This window comes from Paenibacillus sp. B01, assembly GCF_009649995.1.
Taxonomy (GTDB): Bacteria; Bacillota; Bacilli; order Paenibacillales; family Paenibacillaceae; genus Paenibacillus_O; species Paenibacillus_O pasadenensis.
This window is the reverse complement of the sequence record NZ_CP045802.1, coordinates 5,029,770-5,046,057: the sequence shown is the minus strand read 5'-3', so window position 1 is coordinate 5,046,057 and position 16,288 is coordinate 5,029,770. Positions and strand designations below refer to the sequence as shown.

Below are 16,288 nucleotides of genomic sequence, written 5' to 3'. Positions count from 1 at the left end.
TGCTGTTCTACCTGTCGCTGTTCTGGGATTACTTCAAGAACTACGCCAAAACGAAGCTGACGTACCGCGCCGACTTCTGGATCGAGGTGCTGGCGGATCTGAGCTTCCAGGCGGTCAATCTGGTGTTCATCCTGATCGTCTTCCAGCACACGCCGACGCTCGGCGGCTGGAGCGAGGCGGAGGTCGTGTTCGTCTACGGCTTCTTCATGGTGCCGTACGGCATTTTCGGCACGTTTTTCAACCTGTGGAACTTCAGCGACCGCTACATCACCAAGGGCGAGATGGACCGGATTCTGACGCGCCCGGCGCATAACTGGTTCCAGGTGACGCTCGAGAACATGGACCCGCCGTCGCTCATCGGCTCGCTGGCGGGCATCGTCATCATGGCGAGCTGCTGGGTCCAGCTCGGCTTGCCGCTGGAATTCTGGGACATCCCGGTCATGCTGCTGCTCGTCGTCGGCGCGGTGCTCGTCTACGGCGGCCTGTATACGGCGCTGACGGCAATCGCGTTCTACTCCGACGCGCCGACCGGCATCCTGCCGCTCATGTACAACATCCAGAACTACGGGCGCTACCCGATCAACATCTACAACAAGATCATCCGCTTCATGCTCACCTGGCTCATCCCGTTCGCCTTTGTCGGCGTCATCCCGGCCTCCTACTTCCTCGGGGACCATGGCGACGGCCTGGCGCAGCTGGCGCTGCTGACGCCTGTCATGGGCATCGTGTTCATGACGCTCGGCATGCTCGTGTGGAATCACGGCGTCAAGCGATACCGGGGAGCCGGCTCCTAAGCCGAAGCAGGATCCATGCGAAAGGAAGCTGACTTCATGACCCAACTTACGCTCGGCGAGCTTGCGCCGGACTTCACCCTCGCCGCCTCCGGGACGGACAAGCCGGAAGCTTCGCTGTCCGACTTTCGGGGCCGCAAGGTCATCCTGTACTTTTATCCGAAAAACAACACGCCGGGCTGCACGCAGGAATCCTGCGATTTTCGCGATGCGATGCCGGCGTTCGCCGGCGCGGACGCGATCGTCCTCGGCATCAGCCCGGACAGCGTCAAGTCGCATGGCAACTTCCGCGCGAAGCACGGCCTGACGTTCCCGCTGCTGTCCGATCCGGATCACGCGGCGGCCGAGGCGTACGGCGTCTGGCAGCTCAAGAAGCTGTACGGCCGCGAGTACATGGGCATCGTGCGCTCGACGTTCCTCATCGACGAGGAAGGGCGTCTCGTCAAGGAATGGCGCGGCGTGAAGGTCGCCGGCCATGCCGCCGACGTGCTGCAGAGCCTCGCGCAAGCGGGCGCAGGCGAGGAATAGTCTCGAGGCGAGGCGTCCCAAGGATTCAGACGCGGGGCAGGAAGCTTCAGGTTGTCCCGCCCCGGATTCGCCGCATACGATGCAAGGCAGCCGCCTGGCCGATTTTCGGCCGGGGGCTGCTTTTTTTATGAAATTGCAGGCCCTAAAATCGGCTGCGCCAGGAGCTGCGAGTCGCGCGGCCGAGGGCGGATCTCCGCTCATCCCGCCCAGCGATTGGTAAAAGACGGGCGGATTGGAAATAGTAATGGATAGCATCGTGCAGGAGGGGATCCGAAGTGAGGAAACGCGCGTCCGGTCGAACGAATAGGTGGAGAACGAGGGGGGCTGCGGCGCTGGCTGCGACGCTGGTTTTCCTGTCGCTGCAGGCAGGGGCGGCGTCGGCGAAGGGGAGTTCTGCGGCCTTGCATTCGGCCGAGCGGCCGCCAGCATCGCAGGCCGCCGCCAAGCCGGCCGCGGTCGGACCGTTCCGACCGCTCGTGCTTGCGCATCGGGGCGCGTCCGCGGATGCGCCGGAAAACACGTTCGCGGCCTTCGAGCTGGCGCTGCGGCAGGGGGCCGACTACATCGAGCTGGACGTGCAGCTGTCGCGGGACGGAGTGCCGTTCGTGCTGCATGACGAGAAGCTGGAGCGGACGACGGACGGACGAGGCATCGCGTCGCGCCGGACGATGCGGGAGCTGGAGTCGCTCGATGCCGGCGGCTGGTTTGGCGAGGCGTACCGCGGGGAGCGGATTCCCCGCTTCGAGGAGGTGCTGCGCCGGTACGGCGGCAAGATCGGACTGCTGGTCGAGCTGAAGGATCCGCAGCTGCAGCCGGGGCTCGAGCGGGCGGTCGCCGCGGCGCTCATCCGCTTCGGCCTGACCGGAGAGCAGCGGCTGGAGGCGGGGGGACCGGGCTGGCGAAGAGCGCCGGTCATCGTACAGTCGTTCAGCCTGCCTTCGCTGAAGAGGCTGGGCGAGCTCATGCCCTCGGTGCCGCTCGGCGTCATCCTGTCGCGCGAGGAGGAGCTGGAGCAGAGCCGGCTGCATGAGATGGCCGACATCGCCACCTACGCGAACCTCCGCAAGCAGCTCGCCCAGCCGAAGCTCGTGCGCCGCGTCCATGGCTCGGGCATGGCCGTGTTCGTCTGGACGGTCGACCGCCGACGCGAGGCGGTTCAAGCCGCCGCCGCCGGCGCGGACGGCATCGTGACGGACGGACCGGACCGATTCCGCGATTGGATCAAAAAAACACCGGACGGCATAAGGCGCCCGTCAGGCTCATAGAATCTAGCACTAGATTCGAGAGTAGGAAAGGGTGGACGGATATGGCGAAAAAGCTTGGCTTGCGGCTCCTGGCCGCGACGGCGGCGCTCGGCATCGGCTGGACGAGCCTCGGAGGAGAAGGAGGCGTCGAGCGGCCGCTGGCTGCGCCGCCGGCGGCGATAGGCGCGGCTCATGCCGCCGCAGGCAGCGGCGGCGAGGGAGGGGAAGGCGCGGCGGCAAGCGCGGCTCATGCCGCCGCAGGCAGCGGCGGCGAAGGAGGGGAAGGCGCTGCAAGCGCGGTCCGAGCGGGCGGGAGCGGAGCGGAAGCTCAAGCGGCAGGGGCTAGGTCGACTCGCGCAGCGATGGCCGCAGGCATCGGTTCCGCGCAGCCGGACAGCGAGGCCGCCTCTGCGGCGGCGCTCGACTCGCCTCAGCCGGAAATCGGCGGGGCGGAGCTGCTGGAGGCGCTGCGCCAGGCCGCGTCCAGAGCGTCCTCGACGGGCGCCGCTCCTGCCGCCGGGCAGCCCGGGGCTGTCGCCGCGAAGGCGAAGCCAGCCGCAGCCGCCAAAACCGTCTACCTGACCTTCGACGACGGACCGAGCGAGCATACGGCCCAGGTGCTGGACATCCTGCGCGAGCAGGGGATCAAGGCGACCTTTTTCATGGTGGGCCGTCAGGTGAAGGCCCATCCGGAGCTCGTCCAGCGGACGCGCGAGGAAGGCCATGCGATCGGCAACCATTCCTACGACCATGACTACAATCAGCTTTACGGCAGCTTCCAGGGCTATGCCCGCCAGACGCTGCTCACGGAGCAGGCGCTGCTGGACGCTGGCGTCGCGACGACGCTAGTGCGGGCTCCGGGAGGCACGTATACGAACTTCGACGAAGGCTACTTCCGCGCGATGCGGGAGGCCGGCTACACGATGGCGGACTGGAACGTGGACAGCGGGGATTCCAAGCGGATCGGCGTGCCTGCGGCGGAGATCGCCGCCGGCGCGACGTCGGCGGCGCTCAAGCGGGAGATGACCGTGCTGCTCCATGACGGCACCGGCCACGGCGAGTCGGTCAAGGCGCTGCCGGCGATCATCGCTTTCTATCGCGCGCATGGCTACGCGTTCGCGGCTTTGGACGGGGGCGGCGAGGCGCCGGTTTTTCCGGTCGCGGCCAAGCTGAAATGGAAGCGGGAAGCGCCCAAAGCGGAGGAGATCGCCGCGCTGGCGGAGCGCAGCCGCGAGCTGCGGCGCAGTCCGGAGTGGCTGGCGGCCGCCGCGGACAGCGTGCCGGCCTGGAACGGCAGCGCGGCGCAGGCGGGCAAGACGGCGGAAGCGGATTCGAAGGCGGGAGCGAAGGCAAGTGCGAAGGTAGGCGTTGAAGCGGAGGCGGGAGCGAAGGCAGGAACTGAAGCGGAAGCGAAGGCGGGAGCGAAGGCAGGAGCTGAAGCGGAAGCGAAGGCGGGAGCGAAAGCAGGGGCTGAAGCGGATGCCAAGGTGAATGCCGAAGCAGAAGGGAAAGCAAGTGCTGTAGCAAATGGATCCGCTTCTGCCAAAACCTACGGGACGCAGCTCGCCGATCTGCGGCTGCACGGCGCGACGGGCGAGACGACGATCGTCTACGGCGAGTACCGGATCGTCGAAGGGGAGCTTTATGTACCGGTGCGCCGGACAGCGGATGCGCTGGGGGGACGCGTCGAATGGGACGGGGCGCGCCGGACGGCGACGGTGTTCGCGACGACGGGAGAAGCGGCGGCGCTGGATCCCGAGACGGCCTTCCGCGATAGCGCGGGCGTGCTGTACGCGCCGCTCGAGGAGCTGCTGCGGCTGCTCGGCGACCCGCTGCAGAAGTTGGAGAAGACGCCGGGAAAAGTGGACGGCTGGCTGAGAAGCGCCGTGGATGCCGGCGGATCTTCTCGCAGCGGTGCGGATGGAGAGCTCGCAGGTCCGAATGCGGAAACGGCGCCGGCCGCCGGGGAGCCGGCTGCGGCGGACAAAGCCTAGCGGTTCGATGAAATAGGGAAGGATATTCAAGGAGGCTCGCCGAAGCAGGAACAGCGGCGGGCCTGTTTCATCTGGAGGCCCGGTCAGCCCAAGGAGGAATGCGGAATGAAACGAATGCCGTTCAAGCGCCCGACGGAGGACTACGACCGCAGGCTGCTCGAGCTGGACGAAAGGCTGTGCGGCTTGCTCGGCGAGCGGAAGCGGATCGCCGGGACGGAGCCCGGCTTTCCGCCTGCGGCCGACCTTTCGGCCTGGGCGAAAGCGAGCGATCTGCAGGAGGACTACGTGAACGCCTTGTTCTCCTTTCTCATGACAGATGACGAGGACTACCGTCCGGCGATCGAGCCGGAAGGATACCGGCGGATGCTCGTGATGAGCCAGTCTGTCGTTGCGGGCGACACGGTGTTCACGCTGTCCGCGATCCGGCAGTATGACAATGCGAGCGTCATCACGCTGCTTGGGGACGACGAGCCTGTCCCTTGCGAGCTGCCCTGGGGAGAGCGGGACCGATGGTTCCGCTGCGAGCTGCACGTCGAAGGGCCGCACCGGGTCCGATTCGACGGAGGCGGAAGCTCCAATCATTCGTTGATGTGGCGGTACGTCGTGACGCCGGCGCTGCCGGACGAGGCGCCGGGGCAGCGGCTCGTGTTCCGTCCCTATCGCTTCAAGCGGGGCGAAGGCCCAGCCAAGGGCGAGGAGATCGCGTTCATCCGCTAGGAGCGGAGCCTGAGGGTGCCTTGAATCTCGGGAATCCGGCGCTTTGACTTGACGAGGGAACAGAAAGTGCCTTGAATCTCGGAGATCCGGCGCATCGGCTCGACGAGGGAGTCCAGAGTGCCTTGGCTCACGGGAATGCGGGGCATTGGCTCGACGAGGGAGTCCAAAGTGCCTTGGCTCACGGGAATGCGGGGCATTGGCTCAATGAGGGAACTGAAAGTGCCTTGGCTCACGGAAACCCGACGCGTCGGTTCGATGAGGGAGTCGAGAGTGCCTTGAATCTCGGGAATGCGGCGCGTCGGCTCGACGAGGGAACAGAAAGTGCCTTGAATCTCGGAAATGCGGCGCGTCGGCTCGATGAGGGAGTCCAGAGTGCCTTGGCTCACGGGAATGCGGGGCATTGGCTCAATGAAGGAACTGAAAGTGCCTTGACTTACGGAAACCCGGCGCGTCGGTTCGACGAGGGAGTCGAGAGTGCCTTGAATCTCGGGAATGCGGGGCGCCGACTCGACGAGGGAACAGAAAGTGCCTTGAATCTCGGGAATGCGGCGCGTCGGCTCGATGAGGGAACTGAAAGCGCCTCGGCTCGTGCCAGAGGTATGATGAACGTCCTAGCAAGCGGCGCGGCGATCAAGCACAAGACCGATATCAGCCATCTTTTTCCCGGAGACCGGGAGAAGGATGGTTTTTTTCATAGGCACGGGAAGCGGCAAACGCTCTGCCGAGCCTGTCGATCTCGCGGCATCGCCGTCAGAGGGCCGCGCCTTTCTGCCTCATGCTGCGGAAAAAGGGCGGGCGGCTGCGGGGGAAAGTCTAAACCTTTCGCCGAGTGGGGAGACTGTCTAGCAACGAGGCCGCTAGATTGGAAGGCGGAAAAGGGAGATGAGAGACGATGGCCATGCAGCCGAAGCAGGAGCGAGAAGTCTGGGGGGACCCGTACCGGAGCGCCCCGGAGGACAGTCGGGAGGAGTGGCCGGAGCCGCCGGGGGCGCTGCTCGCCCGCATGGCGGCCCGCTCGGAAAGCGTGCTGCTCGGGAAAGGGGAGACGATCGGGCTGGCAATGACGGCGATGCTCGCTGGAGGCCATATTTTGCTCGAGGATGTGCCTGGAGTCGGCAAGACGATGCTGGCGCGCGCGCTCGCGAGGCTGCTGGGCGGGCAGTTTCGGCGCATCCAGTTCACCTCCGACCTGCTGCCGGCCGACGTGGCGGGCTCATCCGTCTGGGATGCGCGCTCGGGCGAGTTCGTTTATCGGGAAGGGCCGATCATGGCCAACGTCGTGCTCGCGGACGAGATCAACCGCACGTCGCCGCGCACGCAATCGGCGCTGCTCGAGGCGATGGAGGAGCGCCGCGTCACGGTCGACGGCGTCACCCGGCCGCTGCCGGAGCCGTGGCTGCTCATCGCGACGCAGAATCCGCTCGACGGGGAGGGCACGTTCCCGTTGCCGGAGGCGCAGATGGACCGGTTCATGATGCGCCTGTCGATCGGCTATCCGGAGCCGCGGGAGGAGGCGCGCATGCTGGAAATGCTGGCGGCCGGCGAGCGCCAGGCGCCGGAGCAGCTGCGGCCCGTCGTCTCGCTGCGCCAGTGGCAGCAGATGGCGGAAGAGAGCCGCGCCGTCCATTGCAGCCCGGAGCTGCTCGCTTATATCGTGCAGATCGTGCAGGCGACGCGCACGGCGCCGGAGCTTGAGCTGGGCGCCAGCCCGCGCGCCTCGCGCGACTGGCTGCGGGCGGCGCAGGCGGCCGCCTACATCGGCGGACGCGATTATGTGCGCCCCGCCGATCTGCGGGCGGTCGCCCGGCCGGTGCTGGAGCACCGGCTGGCCGCTCGCGGCGCTTACGGGCAGCCGGACCGAGCCGCGCCGCGGCGCGTGCTGGAGCGGCTGCTGGCCGCGACGCCGCTGCCCGGCGGCAAGGCGGCCGGGCGATGAGCGTGGGAGGCGGACCGTTCTCCGGGCTGCGCCAAGGAGCGAGGAGCGTTGCCGGGGGGAGCGCGGGAGGCGGAGCCGGGACGAACTCGGCTGGGATAAGCGCGATGGGCGGAGGGACCGCCGTTCCAGGCGTTGCTGGGAGGAGCGCGGCAGGAGCGGCAAGGACGGACCGAACTGGGGGTAGCGCGGCTGTCGGAGGGGCCGGGACGAACTCGACTGGGATTAGCGCGACGGGTGGAGCGGCCGCCGTTGCTGGCGGCGGAGGGCAGCCGAGCTTCCCTACCGCTTCTTTTGGAGGCGGGCGTCGGCCAGCCGCAGCGCCTCGAAGCCGGCAATCGGCGGATCGCCGAGGACGGCCCCGCTCGCGAAGGCTGGCTCTAGGCCTGCTGGCGCTTGCGTTCGGCGGCGCTGCCGGAGCGGCGGCGACGCGCGGCGCGGCGCTCGATTGGTTCGCGGCGGCTTGGGCCGGCGGCCTGCTCTTGCTGGCGGCGCTGCCGGCGCTTTGGAGCTGGACCTGCGGCGGCAGCCTTCACCTCGAGCGCGTGCTTGAGGCCGGCGGCGACGCGGGCGAAGCGGCGGTGAGGCTGCGGTTCAGCGGCCGGCGCCTGCCGCCGCTGCTGCTCGTGCAGGTGCGGGAGGAGCTGAGCCGGCGCACCGGCGTCTCGGAGCAGCCGCTCGTGCTCACCTGCTGGGCGCTGCCTTGGCTGCGAAAGGAATGGACCGTGTCCTACCGGATCGGCTCGCTCAGGCGCGGAGAATATGCGTATGGGCCTTGCACCGTCTCCATTGCCGATCCGCTCGGGCTCGCATGGACGTCGGTCCGGCTGGAGGCGCCGGACGGGTTCGCCGTCCTGCCCGAGCCGGAAGGGCCGCCGCTCGGCGCCGTGGCTGCCGGCAGTCCGCGCTCCCTTGCGGCCGGGAGCGGCAGCGGACAGCCTGACGGCGGCAATCCGCGAAGCGCGCCAGGCCGAGGCCCGTTGACGCGCGCCTATCGCGAGGGCGACCCGCTTCGCCGGGTCGATTGGAGGGCCGCGGCACGCGGGCGCGGCTTGCAGACGCGTCAGGACGAGCAGGCCGGCTCGCCGGAGCTCGTCGTGCTGCTGGAGCTGGAGCATGCGCTGTGGCAGCGTCCGGGGAGCGCAAGCGGGCTGCCCGGCTCCGCCAGCGCCGAACCCGACGCGCTGCTGGACGCCTGCGCCGGGCAGGCGGCCGCGCTGCTGCGCGACGCGGCCGCTGCCGGTTGGGCCGCGCGGCTTGCCGCCGGAGCGGAGCCGCCGCTTGGGGTGGCCGGCGGACGCGGCTTGCCGCTTGCGGCTAGGCGGCTGGCTGCCGCCAAGCCCCAGCCGGGAGGCAGCGCGGACGCGGCGCTGGAGCGGCTGCTGCGGAGCGGCTCGCTGGCGCCCGGCAGCCGCATCGCGGCGCTGACGCCGCTCGGCGGCGGCTGGGAGCGGCTGGCGGAGCTCGCGCGCGCCGCCCGCTGTCCGCTCGAGCTGCGCGTGCCGATCGGGCCGGCGCTGTCGGCGGCCGCGCGGCGCGAGCGGGAGCGATGGGCGGCCGAGGCGGGCGTCGAGCTGGTATGGCTGCCGCTGGAAGCGTCGAGATGCCGCGCCTGGCGCGCGAGCGCGAGCGTGCGCGAGCACGACGGCGGAGCCGGAGGGGCAAGCCGGAGCTGGAGCGGGCGCGCGACCGGGAGCGAAAGCGGAAGCTGGACGGTCTGGCGCTGAGCCCCCGCGAACCCGGCAGCGGCGCGAAGAGTTGCGCGGAAAAACCGAGCAGCTCGGGCACGGAAGAGCGGGAATGAGGGGAGTTGCGCGGAAAAACCGAGCAGCTCGGGCACGGAAGAGCGGGAACGAGGAGAGTTGCGCGGAAAAACCGAGCAGCTCGGCACGGAAGAGCGGGAATGAGGAGAGTTGCGCGGAAAAACCGAGCAGCTCGGCACGGAAGAGCGGGAACGAGGAGAGTTGCGCGGAAAAACCGAGCAGCTCGGGCACGGAAGAGCGGGAACGAGGGGAGTTGCGCGGAAAAACCGAGCAGCTCGGGCACGGAAGAGCGGGAACGAGGAGAGTTGCGCGGAAAAACCGAGCAACTCGGGTATGGAAGAGCGGGAACGAGGTTAGTTGCGCGGAAAAACCGAGCAGCTCGGGCACGGAAGAGCGGGAACGAGGCCACCTGCGCGGACCAAGCTGCAACGGTTCGGCACACGACGCTTGCGAGGCTCCGGCCGACGCCGCTCGCAACGAATGGAGGAGGTACGGCATGAAGGACAGCGGCTCGAACGACTTTTCGGCCGGACTGGTGCTGCAGGGAGCAGCCTGGAAGCAAGCCGGTTCGGCGCAGGCAGGAAAGGCCGTCGGAACGCCGGGGCGAGGCATGGTCGGCGGGACGGCAGGCAGCGGAGGCAAGGGAAGCGCAGTCGGCGCAAACCTAGCGAGCGGAAGCGCATCGTCGACCATTGGCGGAAGCGCCTTGTCGAAGCCGGGCAGCAGCCTGGCTCCGACAAGGCGTTCGCCGTCCGCTCCGACCAGCGTCGGTTCCGCTGTCCGTCCATCGGCCTCGAGCCGCCATACGCGCCTGGAGCATGCTGGAGGCCTCCTTCGCTGGCCGCTCCGGGCCGCGGCAAGCCTGCTACTGCTCGGCTTGCTGACGGAGTGGCTGCTGCCGCTCGGGCGGCTGCCGCAGTGGAACGACGCCTACCGCATCGGCGGGCTGGCCGCCATTGCCGGCTTGCTGCTGCTTGCCGGCGTCTGGCTGCTGCCCGGCTGGGCTTCGCTGCTGCTCCGGCTCGCCGTCGTGACGGCGGGGGCGGGCTGGATCGGCGAAGGCCCGGACGGCTGGTCCGGCATCTCGGGATTGCCGCGACTGCCGGGGCAGCTGGCGCAGGATGCCGGACAGCTGCTTGCCGGCGGTCCAGCCGCGATGTCCGGCGTCGGACAGGCCTTTTGCTTGCTGCTTGGGCTGTCGATCCTGCTCTCGGCGCTGCAGACGCTCGTCTGGATCCGGCAGTGGGGCATCGGCTTGCTCGGGCTGACGGCGGCGTATCTGTGGGCGCTGAGCGAATGGTTCGGGCTGAACACGCTTCCGAATCTGGCGCGCGCGTCGGCCGAAGGCGTGCTGCTGGCCGCGCTGCTCACCCTGCATCGGCTGAAGCGGCGTCAGGCGGACGCTGCGGGCTCGGGGGCGGCTCCCTCTTCCGCTGCCGCTGCCACCGCCAGTGCGGAGATGCCGCCTTGGCGCTGGTGGGCGGCGAGCGGCGGGATAGCCGCTTTGCTCGCCCTCGGCGCGGCCGGACTTTCGGCGGGCAAGACGACTGCGGAGCGGCCGGCCGACTGGGCGCTGGCTGCGCAGCAGGCGATCCGCGCATCCGCATCGCAGGACGGGGCGGGGGCGATCCGCCAGTCGCCGATCTTCACGGGCGCAGGCGGGCAGGCGGCTGCGGAGGCCGGAGCGGGCGGCGCCGTCGCCGAAACTGGCTACGGCTTGGACGATACGCGGCTCGGGGCGCCGCTGCGGCAATCCGACCGCACGCTGTTCTGGGCGGTTTCTCCCGAGCCTCTTTACTGGAGGATGGAGGAGAAAACCGTCTATACCGGCCAAGGCTGGCGGGAAGAGGGCGGCGAGCTCGTAGCGCGGCCCGTCGGTCCGGGGGCGGCTGTGCCGGGGAAAGCAAGTGCGGCAGCAGAAGGGGCGCAGCCGGCGAGCACGGAATCGGCGAGCACGGAGCCGGAGGACACGGCGAGCCAAGGCACGGAGAGCAAAGTCACGGCGAGCCAAGGCACGGAAAGCGGAGGCGCGGAAACGATCCGGCAGTCGGTCTGGCTGCCTCGTTTGGAGGAAGGGATGCCGCTGCCTGCGGCCGGCACGGCGGCAGCGATCCTGTCGGCCCGGTCGCCGGCGGCCGAAGCATACAGGGACTGGACGTCCTATTTGAGCGAAAGCGGCGGCGGAGCCGTCTATCTGCCCCAGGCGGCCGGCGGGGCGCTGGGCTATACGGTCGTGTCGGAACTCGTCCGGCCGACGGCGGAGCAGCTCCGTCAATCGGGCGCCGCTTCGAACAGCGCGCAAGAGAGCGGGAACGGACAAGAAGGGCAGGTCCGGCGGACGGCGGCCGCAGGAGCGGCAACGGCGGAGGCCGGCGAGGCGGCGCTCCAGCTCGAGCTTGAGCTGAAGGCGGCGCTGCAGCTGCCGGCCTCGCTGCCGCAGCGGGTGAAGGAGCTCGCCGCGTCGGCGACCGCCGGCCAGGCAGATCGGTACGGGCAGGTCGTCGCGGTGAGGGACTACTTGAAGGCGCATTATCGCTACTCGCTGACGGAGACCGAGGCGCCCGCGCCGGGGCAGGACCTGGTCGACCAGTTTCTGTTCGAGCGGAAGCTCGGCTACTGCGTGCACTTCTCGACGGCGATGGCGGTCATGCTGCGCTCGGTCGGCATTCCGGCCCGGTGGGTGAAGGGATTCGCTCCAGGCGAGGAGACGGCGTCGGGAAAAGCTCCTGCGGAAGTCCGCGCGGCGCTCGGGAGCGCCGCGGCCGGAGGAGAGGTCTACCGGGTCAGCGGGCTGGACGCGCATGCCTGGGTGGAGGTTTATTTTCCCGGCGGCGGGTGGGTCGCTTTCGACCCGACGCCGGGGTACGCGGCGGGCGCTGCGCAGCCGCCCGAGGCTGCGGCCGCTGCCGCCGCAGCCGGCGCGGCGGCTGAGCCGAGCCCGGCGCCGCAGCCCGGCGCAGCCGCCGGCTCGCGGCTGCGCGAGGCCGCGGGCGCTGCGGCCGGCCGCGCGGCCGAGCTCGCGCTCACGCTGGCGCAGCCCGGCGCGCTCGCGGCCGTCGCCGCGCTGGGCGCGCTCGCGGCCGCGATGGCCTCGCCGGCGCTGCGCTCGCGGCTGCGCCTCGCGCTGGCGCTGCGCCGCTACGCGCTGGCGGCCGGCGGCGAGCGCCGCAGCCGCAGCCGCCGCGCCGCGCAGCGGCCGCGCTGCTTGCCGCCGCGGAGGCGCAGCTGCGCGCGCTCGAGCGCCGGCACGGCGCGTCGCCGCCGCTCGGCGGCGGCCCGGCCGAGCGCGCCGAGGCGCTCGCGCCGCGGCTGGCGCCGGCGGCCGCCGCGCAGCTGCGCCGGCTCGCGGCCTGGGCCGAGGCCGCGCGCTTCGCGGCGCCGGCGGCCTGGCGCGGCCCTGCGGCGGCGGGGCTTGCCGCCGCGCTGGCGCTCGTCCGCCGGGCCCGCGCCTGACGCGCCGCGCGGCGAAGCTCCTACGCGCGAAAATCGCGCGCGCAGCCGCCGCTCCTCTTGCACCAAAGGCTCCTCCGCGCGGAAATCCGCGCGCGCAGCCGCCGCTCCTGCGCGCCCGGCCCACGCCTTCGCCCGCCGTCCCCGCCCGTAGCCCACGCTCCGCCGTCCCCGCCCGTAGCCCACGCTCCGCCTTCCCCGCCCGTGGCCGCGCTAGGCCGCCAGGCCCGCGCCTGACGCACCGCGCCCGGCCCACGCCTTCGCCCGCCGGCCCCGCCCTTGGCCTTGTCTCCGCCGGCCCCGCCCGTGGCCCTGTCTCCGCCGGCCCCGCCCGTGGCCCTGTCTCCGCCGGCCCCGCCCGTGGCCCGCGCCTCCGCCGTCCCCGCCCGTGGCCGCGCCAGGCCGCCGGGCCCGCGCCTGACGCACCGCATCCGTCCCGCGCCTTCGCCCGCCGGCTCCGTCCCGGGGCCGCGCTCCGCGCCCGCGCCGCCCTCGCCGGCGGCCGTCCGGCCGCGCAGCCGCGCGGCTTCCCGCCTTGACTGGCCGGAAGCCGCTTTGATAGAATGAGTCCAATTGACTGAGGGAGGTTCGGGCGTGAACAAGCCTAATGAAATGATCGTGGTTCTCGATTTCGGAGGACAGTACAACCAGCTGATTGCTCGGCGCATCCGGGATCTCGGCGTCTACAGCGAGCTGCTGCCGTACAACACTCCGGCTTCCAAGATCCGCGAGCTGGCGCCGAAGGGGATCGTGTTCTCCGGCGGGCCGGCAAGCGTCTATGAAGAAAACTCGCCGATGGTCGATCCGGAGATCTACGAGCTCGGCCTGCCGATCTTCGGCATCTGCTACGGCATGCAGCTGATGAGCCATCAGCTCAAGGGCAAGGTGCAGCGCGCCGGCAAGCGCGAGTACGGCCGCGCCGACGTGACGTTCGCCGAAGGCGCGGCGCTCGCGCTCGGCCTGGAGAACCGCCAGACGGTATGGATGAGCCATACCGACCTCGTCGTGGAGATGCCGGAGGGCTTCCGCTTGGATGCGGGAACGGAACATGCGCCGATCGCGGCCATGAGCCATCCGGAGAAGAACTTCTACGCCGTGCAGTTCCACCCGGAGGTGCGCCACTCCGTCTACGGCAACGACATGATCCGCAACTTCCTTTATACGGTATGCGGCTGCGAGGGCAACTGGAGCATGGAGACGTTCATCGACGACGCGATCCGCGACATCCGCGCGCAGGTCGGCGAGACCGGCCGCGTGCTGTGCGCGCTGTCGGGCGGCGTCGACTCCTCCGTCGTGGCCATGCTCGTCCACAAGGCGATCGGCGACCGCCTGACATGCATGTTCATCGACCACGGCCTGCTGCGCAAGGGCGAGGCGGAGAGCGTCATGGAGACGTTCGTCGGCAAGTTCGGCATGGAGGTCGTCAAGGTCGACGCGAGCGAGCGCTTCCTCGGCAAGCTGCGCGGCGTGTCCGATCCCGAGCAGAAGCGCAAGATCATCGGCAACGAGTTCATCTACGTGTTCCAGGAGGAGTCCGCCAAGTTCGCGAACTTCGAATTCCTCGCCCAGGGCACGCTGTATACGGACATCGTCGAGAGCGGCACCGCGACCGCGCAGACGATCAAGTCCCATCACAACGTCGGCGGCCTGCCGGAGGACATCACGTTCAAGCTCGTCGAGCCGCTGAGCGCGCTGTTCAAGGACGAGGTCCGCAAGGTCGGCTCCGAATGCGGCCTTCCGGACGCGATCGTCTGGCGCCAGCCGTTCCCGGGTCCGGGCCTCGCGATCCGCGTGCTCGGCGAAGTGACGGACGAGAAGCTCGAGATCGTGCGCGAGTCCGACGCGATCCTGCGCGACGAGATCGCCAAAGCGGGCCTCGACCGCGAGATCTGGCAGTATTTCACGGCGCTGCCGGGCATGCGCAGCGTCGGCGTCATGGGCGACGCCCGCACGTACTCGTACACGGTCGGCATCCGCGCCGTGACGTCGATCGACGGCATGACCGCCGACTGGGCGCGCATTCCGTGGGACGTGCTGGAGAAGATCTCCGTGCGCATCGTCAACGAGGTCGACAACGTCAACCGCGTCGTCTACGACATCACGTCCAAGCCGCCGGCGACGATCGAGTGGGAGTGAATTGGATTGAAATGATGTAGTCAAATGCCGAAAAGCCTTGATACATAAGGGTTTTCGGCGTTAGCTACATGATGATTTCCAGTTGACGTGCAACTATAGAGTGTTAAAAATTACTCTCTTTTATCTGCGTTGTTTCAGCAAATAGAAGGGAGTATTTTTTATGACCAAAATTCATGAGTTGATTGAGGATTTCAAGTTGAACCAAGAAATTTTGGGCCGTGTGAAAAAGTACGTTGATTTGTGCATGTTCCGCTTATACCGTTGGGAAAGGTTTATGGAGAAAGAATTAGGAATTGTAGAAGTGGAGGATGTAAGCCAGCTTCACATTAAAAAGTATATTCAAGAGCGGCAACGTTTAGGGCGTGAAGTGAACCGGACATTAAATAACAACCTTGCTACCCTGAAGGTATTTTTCCAATACCTTGTTGACGAAGAGTTTATCGACGAGCAAAGCAATCCGATGCGCCGTATCAAGAATCTCAAGGAAGAGAAGACCGTTATTGTTACATTTAACGATGAAGAAGTGTCGCGGATTATCAATGACCTGAAAGAAGAGACATACTCCAACGTCAGGGATAAGCTGATTCTCATTATGCTTTTCGATACAGGGGTTCGGGTTTCTGAATTGTGTAACATTAAGAATGATGATGTGGCGAGAAGGCATATTCTTATTCATGGTAAAGGTTCCAAGCAAAGACTGGTTTATATCAGCAATATCATGCGAAAGTACATGAGAAAATACGAAGCATTGAGACAGGAGCGTTTCAAGAAAAGAGAACGGGACGAGGTTGAGGACTACTATTTTCTCGATCAGTCGGCAATCAAGCTTTCGCGTTCTCGCATTAATAAGATTCTCAAAGAACATTGCAGAAATGCCGGGGTTAGAAAAGAGGTTAGATGTTCTCCGCATGATTGCCGTCATTACTTTGCGCAGAAGCAATTAAGAAATGGAATTGATGTCTACAGCCTAAGTCGCCTGATGGGGCATTTCGATACACAGATCACTTCAAAATATTTAAGGGGGCTTGAGCAGGAGGACATCCTGAATATTGGACGGCTAAATAGTCCGCTGAACGGATTGAAGATCAAGCAAGGTTCAATGGAGGGGAGAAAATGAGAAGACTCCTCAATCTTGAACTGGACGATGCAACTACCCAAAGGCTGCTGGAAATCGCCAGAAGGCATTGTAAGCTTGTTCTTGAGTACGGTGATAAAAGTACCCCAACCCACCGCCGCGAGGCTATCAAGGGGGAAATTGAGGCTCTCAGAGCGGAAAGGGAATCGATTTTGGATTTGGAGGGGATGAAATGAGGCCCATCCAAGGCATGATCAATCTTGAAACCATTGAAATTTTTCTTGAAGCTGCTGAGGAGCGACTGAGGTTCAAGTCGTTGACGATTTATGAAAGGTTTTTTCTGTACGGCATGATTACAGCGTATCGGGATTTGCTCGAAAATCACGAAAGGGCATGGCGTACTATGAAATAGAGCGAAATAGAAGCGAACGGAGAAGGATTGCCGTTCGCTTTTTAACATTTGTAAAAGTTGACAATGAGGCAAGGAGCTTGATACGATGTGTACGTGACTGTATGTTGAAAAATACAAAATCGTATTTTTACTCAGTTCTTCATATCGCGTTACCTTGTAAAATAGCGATATGCCCACTGCTACCACAAAACCACAATAAATCATAATCCAATTGTCCCTCGAAGATTACCGTGTTTCCGCAGAAT

At 66.8% G+C, this 16,288-nt stretch carries 12 protein-coding genes; all 12 read left to right on the top strand.

Going from position 1 to position 16,288, the window contains the following annotated elements; genetic code table 11:
• Positions 1 to 2 precede the first annotated feature (2 nt).
• The 12 genes from GE073_RS21635 to GE073_RS21580 all read left to right on the top strand — a co-directional run bounded on the left by GE073_RS21635 (position 3) and on the right by GE073_RS21580 (position 16,043).
• A complete protein-coding gene (locus GE073_RS21635; RefSeq protein WP_153784799.1) occupies positions 3 to 794 on the top strand; it encodes an ABC transporter permease in 792 nt (263 codons plus the stop codon).
• Positions 795 to 830: 36 nt separating this feature from the next.
• Positions 831 to 1,319 (top strand): thioredoxin-dependent thiol peroxidase, encoded by a 489-nt coding sequence (bcp, locus tag GE073_RS21630; protein WP_153784338.1) that lies wholly within the window; start codon positions 831 to 833, stop codon positions 1,317 to 1,319.
• A 275-nt stretch (positions 1,320 to 1,594) separates the two neighbouring features.
• On the top strand, positions 1,595 to 2,584 hold the full coding sequence (locus tag GE073_RS21625) for a glycerophosphodiester phosphodiesterase (RefSeq protein ID WP_194843447.1): 990 nt from the start codon (positions 1,595 to 1,597) through the stop codon (positions 2,582 to 2,584).
• Positions 2,585 to 2,625: 41 nt separating this feature from the next.
• Positions 2,626 to 4,557, top strand: a complete 1,932-nt coding sequence (locus tag GE073_RS21620; protein WP_153784336.1) for a polysaccharide deacetylase family protein — start codon at positions 2,626 to 2,628, stop codon at positions 4,555 to 4,557.
• 105 nt (positions 4,558 to 4,662) lie between these two features.
• Positions 4,663 to 5,274: a hypothetical protein gene (locus GE073_RS21615; protein ID WP_153784335.1), complete on the top strand. Its 612-nt coding sequence runs from the start codon at positions 4,663 to 4,665 to the stop codon at positions 5,272 to 5,274.
• A gap of 892 nt (positions 5,275 to 6,166) precedes the next feature.
• Positions 6,167 to 7,210, top strand: a complete 1,044-nt coding sequence (locus GE073_RS21610; RefSeq protein ID WP_228551702.1) for an AAA family ATPase — start codon at positions 6,167 to 6,169, stop codon at positions 7,208 to 7,210.
• 479 nt (positions 7,211 to 7,689) lie between these two features.
• A complete protein-coding gene (locus GE073_RS21605; RefSeq protein WP_194843445.1) occupies positions 7,690 to 8,934 on the top strand; it encodes a DUF58 domain-containing protein in 1,245 nt (414 codons plus the stop codon).
• A gap of 532 nt (positions 8,935 to 9,466) precedes the next feature.
• Positions 9,467 to 12,574: a transglutaminase-like domain-containing protein gene (locus tag GE073_RS25860; protein ID WP_194843444.1), complete on the top strand. Its 3,108-nt coding sequence runs from the start codon at positions 9,467 to 9,469 to the stop codon at positions 12,572 to 12,574.
• A 440-nt stretch (positions 12,575 to 13,014) separates the two neighbouring features.
• Positions 13,015 to 14,556, top strand: coding sequence for a glutamine-hydrolyzing GMP synthase (gene guaA / locus GE073_RS21595; RefSeq protein ID WP_101808217.1), 1,542 nt, complete (start codon positions 13,015 to 13,017; stop codon positions 14,554 to 14,556).
• Positions 14,557 to 14,716: 160 nt separating this feature from the next.
• Entirely contained in the window at positions 14,717 to 15,673 is a 957-nt protein-coding gene (locus GE073_RS21590; RefSeq protein WP_153784332.1) for a tyrosine-type recombinase/integrase, read from the top strand.
• Positions 15,670 to 15,867 (top strand): hypothetical protein, encoded by a 198-nt coding sequence (locus GE073_RS21585; protein ID WP_153784331.1) that lies wholly within the window; start codon positions 15,670 to 15,672, stop codon positions 15,865 to 15,867. The genes GE073_RS21590 and GE073_RS21585 overlap by 4 nt, the downstream gene beginning before the upstream one ends.
• On the top strand, positions 15,864 to 16,043 hold the full coding sequence (locus GE073_RS21580; RefSeq protein ID WP_153784330.1) for a hypothetical protein: 180 nt from the start codon (positions 15,864 to 15,866) through the stop codon (positions 16,041 to 16,043). The genes GE073_RS21585 and GE073_RS21580 overlap by 4 nt, the downstream gene beginning before the upstream one ends.
• The last annotated feature ends 245 nt before the right edge of the window (positions 16,044 to 16,288 follow it).